Here is an 11,550-nt window from a genome sequence, read left to right on the forward strand (position 1 = left end):
CTGCGAAAAACACCGCTACATAGTGTTTACATTTTTAGACCCTACCTACTTAAAAATAAAAGGAACCCAGTTCCATGTTAGAAAAGCTGTTCAAACTGAAACAAAATCAAACGAGCCTCAAGCAGGAAGCGATAGCAGGTTTGACAACATTTATGACGATGGCCTACATCATTTTTGTGAATCCCATGATGTTAGCCGATGCGGGTATGGATCATGGCGCCGTGTTTGTGGCTACCTGTCTAGCTGCGGCCGTAGGTTGTATCGTGATGGGGCTGATGGCGAATTATCCTATCGCGCTCGCCCCAGGTATGGGACTCAATGCCTTTTTTACCTACACCGTGGTGGGTGAGATGGGCTACAGCTGGGAAACGGCACTCGGTGCGGTTTTCTTATCGGGGATCTGCTTTCTGATCCTATCTTTAGTGCGTATTCGCGAGTGGATTGTTAACAGTATTCCTATGTCGCTGCGTATTGGTATTGCTGCGGGTATTGGTCTGTTCTTAGCGCTGATCGGCCTTAAGAGTGCAGGTATTGTGGTGGCAAGCCCTGCAACATTAGTGACCATGGGCGATATTACTGCGTTTCCGGCGGTGATGGCTGTATTAGGCTTCTTCCTCATTATCGCTATGGTGCAGCGTGGCATGAAGTCAGCGGTGATTTTAAGTATCCTGATCATTACTGGGCTTGGATTGGTATTTGGCGATGTACATTACAACGGCATCGTCTCTATGCCGCCTTCAATTGCGCCCACGTTTATGGCGATGGATTTATCCCAAGTGTTTGAAGTAACGATGCTCTCAGTGGTGTTTGCCTTCTTATTTGTGGATTTATTTGATACTTCAGGCACCTTAGTTGCGGTTGCTCAGCGTGGTGGTTTTCTCGATGAAAAAGGCCGTTTACCTCGATTAAATCGTGCCTTAACCGCTGACAGTTTAGCGACGATTGCGGGAGCAGCTTTGGGGACTTCTACCACCACCAGTTATATCGAAAGTACCGCTGGGGTGAGTGCGGGCGGTCGAACTGGCTTAACGGCGGTCGTGGTTGGTTTGCTGTTTATCTTGGCATTATTTTTATCGCCTTTAGCAGGGATGATCCCCGCCTATGCCACGGCAGGTACGCTGTTCTATGTGGCTATTCTGATGATGTCAGGGTTGGTTCACGTTGAATGGGAAGACTTAACTGAGGCTGCGCCAGTAGTCGTAGTGTGTATCCTGATGCCGCTGACCTTCTCGATTGCGACAGGGATTGCACTGGGGATTATTTCCTATGCGGCCATCAAGCTGTTAACGGGTCGGTTTAGCGATTTAAATATCGGTGTGCTGGTGCTCGCTGCGATGTTTATTGCGAAATTTATTTACGGCTGATACTTAGAACGAGTTGCCGTTTAAGGGATATTTTTTGAGGGTCATCTAATCGATGGCCCTTTTTAATGCGCGATCCCAAGCAGAATTGAAAATTTCTACCCGCATCCAGCCCTCTGACTACCAATTATCTAGCGGATTAGGTATAAGGATTGTCCGGTTATTTTCTACAAATGAATAATGAACTTAAGTGAGATAGCGTATCGCCGCGTGGTGGTGAAGTTGGGGACGAGTGTGCTGACTTCTGGCAGTAAACAGCTAGATAAAGCTCATATGGTTGAGCTTGCTCGTCAAATGGCCGCACTGATGAGATCAGGGGTCGAAGTCGTATTATGTACTTCTGGGGCAATTGCCGCAGGACGCGAACATCTCCAATACCCGGTATTGCCCGACACTATGGCTAACAAACAGTTATTAGCCGCTGTCGGGCAGAGTCAGCTTATTCTTGCTTGGGCGCAACTCTTTAGCATCTACGGTTTGCATGTGGGGCAATTGCTGCTGACCCGTGCAGACCTACACGATAGAGAGCGCTATTTGAATGCCCGCGATACGCTTAATGCCTTGCTGGCACACAATATTATCCCCATCATCAATGAAAATGATGCGGTTGCAACTAACGAAATCAAAGTGGGTGACAACGACAACTTGTCAGCGCGCGCAGCATTGCTGTGTGATGCTGATCTGTTGATTTTGTTGACGGATCAAAAGGGCTTATTCGATGCCGATCCACGCACCAATCCCAATGCCAAACTGATTTCGCAGGTTGAGAAAATTGATGACAGTTTGCGCCTGTTAGCGGGTGGTTCGGTCTCGGGGTTAGGCACCGGGGGGATGTCGACTAAGCTCGAAGCGGCCGATATCGCTCGTCGTGCGGGGATTGAAGTGGTCATTGCCTCGGGCCATCATCCTGATGTGATTAAAAAGGTGGTCGCTAAAGAATCCATTGGCACCCATTTTAGTGCGATCGAAAATCCGTTAGAGAGCCGTAAACAGTGGATTTTAGCGGGACCCGCCGCCCAAGGTTCACTGGTGCTCGATGCGGGCGCCGTTAAAGCCGTGACCGAAAAAGGTCGCAGCCTGTTATCGAAGGGCATTATTGGCGTTAAAGGGGAATTTGAACGGGGGGCAACCCTGCAATTGGTTGACCAAAAAGGCAAAATCATTGCCAGAGGCATAACCCGTTACTGTGGTGAGGCCTTAGGGTTAATTGCAGGTAAACATTCCGACGAAATCGAGTCTGTACTCGGTTACGATTATGGTGACGCAATAGTGCACCGCAACGACATGGTCGTCTTATAAGCGAGGTCTGTTTTGAGTCAAACTAATCAAGCGCAATATTTACAACAACTGGGTAGTCAAGCTAAGCAAGCCAGCTATGCCTTAGCAAATCTTAGCGCCGCACAGAAAGCGGATTTACTCGAGGCGATTGCCGAGGCCCTGACGCAGAACACTCAGGCTATTCTTGCGGCGAACGCCAAAGACGTTGTAGCCGCAAAGGCTGATGGCTTGAGTGATGCGATGATCGACCGTCTATTACTAACCGAGTCGCGCCTGGCGGGGATTATCGGTGACATCAGTGATGTGGTTCGCCTTGCCGATCCCGTTGGCGAAGAGTTCGGTAGCCGAGTGTTGGACAATGGCTTAAGGCTCACGCGCCGCCGCGTACCGCTTGGGGTGATTGGGGTTATCTATGAGGCACGGCCGAATGTGACGGTCGATATTGCGGTGTTGGCACTTAAAACCGGTAATGCGGTGATTTTACGTGGCGGAAAAGAGACCCTCGAATCCAACAAACTGATTAGTGAAGTGATCCGTGGAGCGATTGCAAGCCAAGGGCTGCCTGTCGATGCGGTGCAATTGATTGATTCTTCCGATAGGGCCTTAGTCACAGGGCTACTCAAGCTCGACCAATATGTCGATATGATTGTTCCCCGTGGCGGGCAAGCCTTACAGCGCCTTTGTGCCGAGCAAGCTACAATTCCGGTGATTTTAGGTGGCATTGGGATCTGCCATCTGTATGTCGATAAACATGCCGATCTTGAGCGGGCTCTTGAGGTGATTGCCAACGCAAAAGTGCAGCGCCCAACGGTATGCAACGCTCTGGATACCTTGCTGGTGGATAACGCTGTTGCCGAGCGCTTTGTGCCACAAATTGCCGAATACTTACATCGTTTAGGTGTGCGTTTTTCGGTGTGCGAACAAAGCTATACACTGCTCGATGGGTTGGGGTTTGATATTTCCCCGGCAACGGAGCAAAGCTTTGCGACCGAATGGTTATCTTTGACCTTAGGCATTAAAGTGGTGAGTGATATTGATGCAGCAATTGCCCATATCCGTACCTATTCCAGTGGGCACTCTGAGGCGATTCTGACCGATGATATCCATGCTGCAACGTATTTTATGAATGAGGTTAATTCGGCCGCTGTGTATGTAAATGCCAGTACCCGCTTTACCGATGGCGGCCAATTTGGCCTAGGTGCCGAGGTGGCTGTAAGTACGCAAAAGCTCCATGCCCGTGGTCCAATGGGGCTTGAGGCGCTAACCACCTATAAGTGGTTAGCGTGGGGCGATTATACGAGTCGTTCATAGCCTGATTGGTACACTAAAAAGCCGCTGAAAGCGGCTTTTTAGTGGTAAATCTTTATCTTAGTGGATAAGTGGGGTATAGGTGGCAATCAGCCATAAACATACAAAAGCGATTGACATCACTGTGGTGAATTTTCGAAAGGGCCGGATATATTCCAAGGTATAGAGAAAATACTTCTCTTGCACTTTGCGAGTCAGTAATACCGACGGAAGTAAAAAACTGCAATAGAGCATCACAACCATGGTGGTAAAACCATTCCCCCAAAAATGCTCGTAGATAAAAAGGGCGATACACACCAGCATGGCAACCCAACCGATAGGGGTTATGCCATCTTCTTGATTCCAATGGGTTGATTTTTCCATATGACTATCCTTAGTCACTTAACCGATTGTTTAATTTATAGACGGTTAAGGGGGGCTTTTCAATGATTTTATGGATAGCGTGTAAAAGAATTTTCTAGACCGAGTTTAAGTTATAGGGTTTTAATATCGGCAAATGATCCGCGGCACAACTTCGCTAAGTCATTTGCAGCGAGACATATCTCAAGCCCACGGCGACCAGCACTGACATAGATTTTGTCAAATTGCTTCGCACTTTCATCAATCAGCGTTGGCAGTTGCTTCTTTTGCGCTAACGGGCTGATCCCTCCAACCAAATAGCCGGAAGACTTTTGCGCTAAATCCGCATCGGCCATTTGCAGTTTTTTCTGGCCTAAACATTTGGCTACGGCTTTTAAATTGAGTTGATGATCAACTGGAACGAGCGCAACTGCAAGCGGCGGATGAGCTTTATCGATCGCGACCAGTAAGGTTTTAAATACCTGCGCGGGAGCGAGGCCTAACACATTGGCGGCTTCTTCGCCGTAGGCGGCGCAGTGTGGGTCGTGGCTGTATTCTAAGATTTCAAAGGGGATTTTGGCTTTCTTTGCCATTTGTACGGCAGGTGTCATGCTTTACTCCTTGCGTCAATTTCTGGGGCAATAAAAGTCCGCCATAGTAGCTCTTTATTGGCGTTTAAAATGTTAGCTCGGGCATAAATTATCTATACCCGAGTAAGGCACCTTATCCGTTGCTTAGTCCGCAAGTTTGGTATTGAGTTTGGTTTTGCGCTCCAGATAGCGCGGGAATAATTGCTGCAACATCATGCCGCTTAAAATAAAGCCTAGGCCAATGTAGGTTGCGGTGGCGATGGTTTCTTGCAAAATCCAAGCAATAAAACCAATGGACATCACCGGCGATAAAAATACTAAGGTGCTGATATTGGCGGTACGAGTCGCAGTTTTAAGCGCCATTAACCAGAGTACAAAGGTAATCCCCATTTCAAATAAGCCGACATACATCCCCGCCATTACGGCTTTAATGCTAAAGCTAGGGAGCGTATCGGTAAGTAACAGCGTGATGGTAATAAAGGGTAAACCGATTAAAAAGCTCAACAGTAGGCTGACGACGGGGTCGCCTTGATCTTTGGTGTTCACAATCCAATATAGGCACCAGAGCAGGGTGCTAGTCAGCGCCAGCCCAATGCCAAGGGGGCTATCGAAGCGAAAACCGCTGATATCGCCGCCGGTGGCAATAATAAATACCCCAGAGTAGGCAATCAGTGCCGCAATCATATCGCTCTTACGCAAATGTTGTTTTAGCAGTGGCGCAGCTAACAGCGGTAGCAATACCGCCCACGTGTAATTAAGTGACAGTGCCTGCTGGGCGGGTAATAGTGAATAGGCTTTAAACAGCACCACATAATAAAGAAAGGGATTAATCAGCCCAGTGATCAGATAAAAAGTCGGGCGACGCAACAGCTGCGCTTTAAGTAGCGGTAGCTTTTTTTGCCAAGCGAGAATGGCGCCTAGAGCGACGATAGAGGTGAGTACCGCCACAAATACCAGTTGTAGTGGTGTGTAAAATCCAAGGGCAATTTTAAAGGCGGTTGCCACCGTCGACCAGAGGAATACCGCACCCATGCCGTACACATACGCCAAATTTGAAGATTTCACACTCTTACCTTATGCACTTAAACCGCCACTCAATGTGCGCAGATTGAATAACAGCTATTGTTGATATGCAAGCGGATTTTACCGTTTTGAATATTTTATACAGCTGAGTTTTTCGAAAAGATAAATCAGAAAATTTTTTGTATGGCCCTTGTAATTAAATTCCCTGTCCCAATATAGGTGTTAAGGCAAAGAAAGTGGCCAGCGGTGATGATAGTTAATAGGCACCGTGGACTTGAAAAAAATGCGTCCGGCCCCATATCAAAACCAACTTATTAATTTAGTTTGACAGAAATTTTTCGGAGGACCTCATGGGTAAAATTATTGGTATCGACTTAGGCACAACAAACTCTTGTGTAGCTGTCCTCGATGGTGGCAAAGCACGCGTATTAGAAAATGCTGAAGGCGATCGCACAACCCCGTCTATCATCGCCTACACCGACGATGAGACTATTGTGGGCCAGCCAGCAAAACGCCAAGCTGTAACAAACCCAAATAACACATTCTTCGCGATCAAGCGTTTGATCGGTCGTCGCTTTAAAGATGACGAAGTTCAACGTGACGTGAACATCATGCCATTCAAAATCATCCAAGCCGACAACGGTGATGCTTGGGTTGAATCACGTGGCAACAAAATGGCTCCACCACAAGTTTCTGCTGAAATCTTGAAAAAGATGAAGAAAACAGCAGAAGACTTCTTAGGTGAAGAAGTGACAGAAGCGGTAATTACCGTTCCTGCATACTTTAACGATTCACAACGTCAAGCCACTAAAGATGCTGGCCGCATCGCAGGTCTTGAAGTTAAACGTATTATCAACGAACCAACGGCTGCTGCTCTGGCCTACGGTATCGACAAGAAGCAAGGCGACAACATCGTTGCAGTGTACGACTTAGGTGGTGGTACATTCGATATCTCTATCATCGAAATCGACAGCAACGACGGCGACCAAACCTTCGAAGTATTAGCGACTAACGGTGACACTCACTTAGGTGGTGAAGACTTTGACAACCGTTTAATCAACTACTTAGCTGACGAATTCAAGAAAGAGCAAGGCTTAGATCTGCGTAAAGATCCATTAGCAATGCAACGTCTGAAAGAAGCGGCTGAAAAGGCGAAGATTGAGCTTTCAAGCACCAACCAAACTGAAGTGAACCTGCCATACATCACTGCCGATGCAACAGGTCCTAAGCACTTAGTGGTGAAAATCACCCGTGCTAAGTTAGAGTCACTGGTTGAAGACTTAATCATTCGTACCTTAGAGCCATTAAAAGTGGCACTGGCTGACGCTGACTTATCAGTATCAGACATTAACGAAGTGATTTTAGTGGGCGGTCAAACCCGTATGCCTAAGGTTCAAGAAGCGGTTTCTAACTTCTTCGGTAAAGAACCTCGTAAAGACGTAAACCCAGACGAAGCCGTAGCCGTAGGTGCTGCGATTCAAGCGGGCGTACTGTCAGGCGACGTGAAAGACGTTCTGCTGTTAGACGTAACACCACTGTCTCTGGGTATCGAAACCATGGGCAGCGTAATGACCAAGCTGATTGAGAAAAACACTACTATTCCGACTAAGGCACAGCAAGTGTTCTCAACAGCCGATGACAACCAAAGTGCAGTAACCATTCACGTACTGCAAGGTGAGCGTAAGCAAGCGAGCGCGAACAAGTCATTAGGTCAATTTAACTTAGACGGTATTGAGCCAGCACCACGTGGCATGCCACAAATCGAAGTGATGTTCGATATCGACGCTGACGGTATTCTGCATGTTTCTGCCACCGACAAGAAAACCGGTAAGAAACAAAACATCACCATCAAAGCTTCTTCAGGCTTAAGCGAAGAAGAAGTGGCGCAAATGGTACGTGATGCTGAAGCCCACGCTGAAGAAGACAAGAAGTTTGAAGAGTTAGTGCAATCTCGCAACCAAGCTGACGGCTTAGTTCACGCAACTAAGAAACAAGTTGAAGAAGCGGGCGATGCACTGCCAAGCGAAGACAAAGCTAAGATTGAAGCGGCAATGAGCGCGGTTGAAACTGCTGTAAAAGGCAACGACAAAGAAGCCATTGAAAAAGCGACTCAAGCGCTGATTGAAGCGTCTGCTAAGCTGATGGAAATCGCTCAGGCTAAAGCTCAAACTCAAGGTGGCGCACAAGAAGGTGCTGCTAAACAGTCTAACGCGACTGCCGATGACGTTGTCGATGCTGAATTTGAAGAAGTGAAAGACGACAAGAAATAACATTTGCTTTCAATCAAATTGATTGATTTCAAATAGTTAATTTCTAGGCGGGCGTTACGGGGAAACCCTAACGCCCGTTCGTTCAACTTAAGCTGAGAAGCATGAGATTATGTCAAAGCGAGATTATTACGAAGTATTAGGCGTTGGTCGTGACGCCAGCGAACGTGAAATTAAAAAAGCCTACAAGCGTTTGGCGATGAAGTTTCACCCCGACCGCAACCCTGGCGATAAAACTGCCGAAGCGAGCTTCAAAGAAGTCAAAGAAGCCTACGAAATCCTTACCGATGCTAACAAAAAAGCGGCCTATGACCAATTTGGTCATGCGGGTGTGGATCCCAATCGCGGCGGTGGTGGTGGCTACGGCGGCGCGGGAGATTTCGGTGATATTTTCGGTGATGTCTTTGGCGATATTTTCGGCGGTGGACGTCGTGGCGGTCAACGCCAAGCAGCCCGCGGCTCAGATTTACGTTACAACCTAGAGTTATCACTGGAAGAAGCCGTAAAAGGCCTCACCAAAGAACTGCGTATTCCAACCTTAGCCAGCTGTGATGTGTGTGACGGCAGCGGTGCGAAAAAAGGCACGTCGGCGACCACCTGTACAACCTGTCATGGTCAAGGCCAAGTGCAAATGCGCCAAGGTTTCTTTACCGTGCAACAGCCTTGTCCAACCTGCCATGGTCGCGGCAAGATCATTAAAGATCCTTGCACTAAGTGCCATGGCGATGGCCGTGTCGAAAAAACGAAGACACTGTCAGTTAAGATCCCAGCAGGTGTCGACACTGGCGACCGTATTCGTTTAGCGGGTGAAGGTGAAGCGGGCGAGTTTGGCGCCCCAGCGGGCGATTTATACGTTCAGGTCAGTGTGCGTGAACATGCCATCTTTGTTCGCGATGGCAACAACCTCTACTGCGAAGTGCCGATTTCATTCAGTAAAGCGGCGCTCGGTGGTGAGATTGAAGTGCCAACACTGGACGGTAAAGTCAGCTTGAAGATCCCAGCCGAAACTCAAACGGGCCGTATGTTCCGTCTGCGTGGTAAAGGGGTTAAATCGGTTCGCAGCCATGCCGTTGGCGACTTGCTCTGCAAAGTCGTGATGGAAACGCCAGTTAACCTCAACGAGCGTCAGAAAGAATTACTGCGTGAGTTTGAAGCGACCTTAACCGGCGAATCAAAGAAGCACAGCCCAAAGGCTGAAGGCTTTTTCGATGGCGTGAAGAAGTTCTTCCAAGACCTAAATAGCTAATTAGGTTGGGTGGTGCAGCTGTTATATTAGTTAGCAGCGCACTAGATAAATAAAGCCTCGCAGTGTTTAACACTAGCGGGGCTTTTTTATGCTTGATTGCATGCTCAAATTTCAAACTCTGTCCGCAGCAATCAATTAAGCACAGTCATTTCAGTGACTCGCCTGACTATGGGGTAAAAATAAGTCATCCTGAGGGCTCGATGACGGCATATGCTGCGTATGGATGTGCGAATGCCGCGATCACATGGTCAATGATGCTCCCGGCATCATAGTGACATTTCCCATATCCCTATGGGTCAGATGTGAATGAGCGACCATGCCGTCAACGGTCACTTCCATGACGTGCTTAATCCCTTTTAAGTCCTTCGTATATCTGATAAATGTTATGCCTTTCTGGTCTTTTTAAAAAATAAACTAATATTTTTTATTATTTTATTTCTATTATTTGATATTGGGCTGGTAATTTTTACATGAATTAACCAAGCTGTAGGGATGGAAATACATAATAATAAAACAAAAAATAAACTATTGCACGACAGGTTAATCAATGAGTTGTTATAACTCCAACAGTTTTCCATCACACCCATTAATAACTTTTCAATAACATACTTTATTGGGTAATGAATAACGTATAATTCAAAGCTGAAAAGCCCAATTAATGAAAATAACTTTGTTATTCCGTTAGCTTCTGGATGCATAATATCTTGTTTAAAAATATTATAGATCAGAAAAACAGATAGTAATGATGCTAAAAGAATATCCGTCCCCCTCGAACTTGAATTCATGTAGTCATAATAAGGCATATTGTAGGAATTGAATATGTTAAATAGCGTAAAGCCTAAACTAAATATAAATATAAAAATGAAAAAGTTTTTTAACTTATAAGAAATGGGGAAGCTGAATTTTTCTATAAAAATATACATGCCCAAAACACTTCCAAGAACAAACCCATCAAGCCTTGCAGGTAATGTCCACCAATGACCGCCATAATAACGATATAAATTCGAAAATAAAATAAGACATACAGAAATTAATAGTATATTTCTTACCGAGAAAAACCTTGAGTCATAAAAATAAAAAAATAACAAACCCATCACTACATAGAAATGTTCCTCAATAATGAGCGACCAAAAGTGGTCCAAACCAATTCCTCTAGGGAACACCTTTTCCCCCCACAAAATAAAGTCAACATTTTGCAAAATAAAAAAATAATACAAAGAGAAACCAGATTCAACTTTGTCACGCCAACTTTGAAATAGTAAATTTTGATTGCATATAAAAATAAATAACTCAACTGAAAAAAGCACAATAAAAAAAAGAGGGAGTAATCTAACGGCCCTATATACGAAAAAATCTGTTGCTCCTCTTTTTTTTTCCTTGATACTAATCATAGATTTGGTTATAAGAAAGCCAGACATTACAAAAAACACATCCATAGACATCCAATACCATGGGAAAAAGGGGTGGAGATGTGAATGATAAGCAACGACTCCTATTGCTAAAAAACCTCTAAATGCGTCTAGTCTTACATATCTAGTTTTAGTATTTATCAATTTATTGCTCGCAATTTAAAAATAATAATTCATGTTCAAGATAAATGGTTTTTAGATTAAAGGATGTATTGCTTTTATTTTCGCCAGTAGCAGCATGGTGACTAAGTTTTATTGATTTTATCATCACTCTTTAAAAAACGCTTTAAGTTTGTTTAAAATATAAGTGAAACAAACTCACGCTGAAATCATAAATGATTGTAGGTTCTTCCCTTGGCTATTAACAAATAGAAGTAACAATACTATATATCGCCAAACCAGATTTCTGAGAGTTTAGTTGTGATTATTGAAAGTGTGAAGTTCAGTTTAATCGCGTGAGCGTTCATTTTTTGTTCGTCATAGTAAGTTCAGTGATTGATATTTTTCCAAAAAAATAATACAGGCTAAGTACTTTGGGGATTAATAGCTAACACTACAAATTCAGGAGTTCACCTTCCCCTGCGAAGTTGCCGCGGGGCGTTGGAATAAATTGCGTGAGTCAGGTCATGGTCGTTCTCGTGCATATATGGGCCCATCCGGTTTGCAAGACATTCGATAACGATTTTGAGAAGAGTTCATTGCACCCATATATCCGGCCTGTTATTGAGG

Annotated in this window: 9 protein-coding genes; 5 read left to right on the top strand and 4 right to left on the bottom strand. The window is 45.4% G+C overall.

Annotation, left to right across the window (positions count from 1 at the left end; genetic code table 11):
- Positions 1-74: 74 nt before the first annotated feature.
- From L976_RS02615 to L976_RS02625, 3 genes are all read left to right on the top strand, one after another.
- Positions 75-1,364 (top strand): NCS2 family permease, encoded by a 1,290-nt coding sequence (locus L976_RS02615; RefSeq protein ID WP_037414991.1) that lies wholly within the window; start codon positions 75-77, stop codon positions 1,362-1,364.
- A 177-nt stretch (positions 1,365-1,541) separates the two neighbouring features.
- A complete protein-coding gene (gene proB / locus L976_RS02620; RefSeq protein WP_037414989.1) occupies positions 1,542-2,660 on the top strand; it encodes a glutamate 5-kinase in 1,119 nt (372 codons plus the stop codon).
- Between the two features lie 12 nt (positions 2,661-2,672).
- A complete protein-coding gene (locus L976_RS02625; protein WP_047533946.1) occupies positions 2,673-3,950 on the top strand; it encodes a glutamate-5-semialdehyde dehydrogenase in 1,278 nt (425 codons plus the stop codon).
- 57 nt (positions 3,951-4,007) lie between these two features.
- Here the strand turns inward: L976_RS02625 and L976_RS02630 are convergent, their stop codons facing one another.
- The 3 genes from L976_RS02630 to L976_RS02640 all read right to left on the bottom strand — a co-directional run bounded on the left by L976_RS02630 (position 4,008) and on the right by L976_RS02640 (position 5,941).
- The gene (locus tag L976_RS02630) at positions 4,008-4,310 is read right to left on the bottom strand and encodes a hypothetical protein (RefSeq protein WP_037414983.1); all 303 of its coding nucleotides are present in this window, start codon (positions 4,308-4,310) and stop codon (positions 4,008-4,010) included.
- A gap of 110 nt (positions 4,311-4,420) precedes the next feature.
- Positions 4,421-4,897, bottom strand: a complete 477-nt coding sequence (gene ybaK / locus L976_RS02635; RefSeq protein ID WP_047533948.1) for a Cys-tRNA(Pro) deacylase — start codon at positions 4,895-4,897, stop codon at positions 4,421-4,423.
- A gap of 123 nt (positions 4,898-5,020) precedes the next feature.
- Positions 5,021-5,941 (bottom strand): DMT family transporter, encoded by a 921-nt coding sequence (locus tag L976_RS02640; RefSeq protein ID WP_047533950.1) that lies wholly within the window; start codon positions 5,939-5,941, stop codon positions 5,021-5,023.
- 308 nt (positions 5,942-6,249) lie between these two features.
- Between L976_RS02640 and dnaK the strand changes: the two genes are divergently transcribed.
- Positions 6,250-8,169: a molecular chaperone DnaK gene (gene dnaK, locus L976_RS02645; protein ID WP_047533951.1), complete on the top strand. Its 1,920-nt coding sequence runs from the start codon at positions 6,250-6,252 to the stop codon at positions 8,167-8,169.
- Positions 8,170-8,278: 109 nt separating this feature from the next.
- On the top strand, positions 8,279-9,412 hold the full coding sequence (gene dnaJ / locus L976_RS02650) for a molecular chaperone DnaJ (RefSeq protein ID WP_047533953.1): 1,134 nt from the start codon (positions 8,279-8,281) through the stop codon (positions 9,410-9,412).
- Positions 9,413-9,795: 383 nt separating this feature from the next.
- Here the strand turns inward: dnaJ and L976_RS02655 are convergent, their stop codons facing one another.
- Positions 9,796-10,965, bottom strand: a complete 1,170-nt coding sequence (locus L976_RS02655) for an acyltransferase family protein (protein WP_197062266.1) — start codon at positions 10,963-10,965, stop codon at positions 9,796-9,798.
- Between the last annotated feature and the right edge of the window lie 585 nt (positions 10,966-11,550).

Source organism: Shewanella sp. ZOR0012, from assembly GCF_000798835.1.
In the GTDB taxonomy this organism is placed as follows: Bacteria; Pseudomonadota; Gammaproteobacteria; order Enterobacterales; family Shewanellaceae; genus Shewanella; species Shewanella xiamenensis.

Excerpts from the sequence above, each read along its gene's own strand:
- L976_RS02615 (WP_037414991.1), top strand. The coding sequence starts at position 75 with ATGTTAGAAAAGCTGTTCAAACTGAAACAAAATCAAACGAGCCTCAAG.
- proB (WP_037414989.1), top strand. The coding sequence starts at position 1,542 with ATGAACTTAAGTGAGATAGCGTATCGCCGCGTGGTGGTGAAGTTGGGG.
- L976_RS02630 (WP_037414983.1), bottom strand. The coding sequence starts at position 4,310 with ATGGAAAAATCAACCCATTGGAATCAAGAAGATGGCATAACCCCTATC.
- ybaK (WP_047533948.1), bottom strand. The coding sequence starts at position 4,897 with ATGACACCTGCCGTACAAATGGCAAAGAAAGCCAAAATCCCCTTTGAA.
- dnaK (WP_047533951.1), top strand. The coding sequence starts at position 6,250 with ATGGGTAAAATTATTGGTATCGACTTAGGCACAACAAACTCTTGTGTA.
- dnaJ (WP_047533953.1), top strand. The coding sequence starts at position 8,279 with ATGTCAAAGCGAGATTATTACGAAGTATTAGGCGTTGGTCGTGACGCC.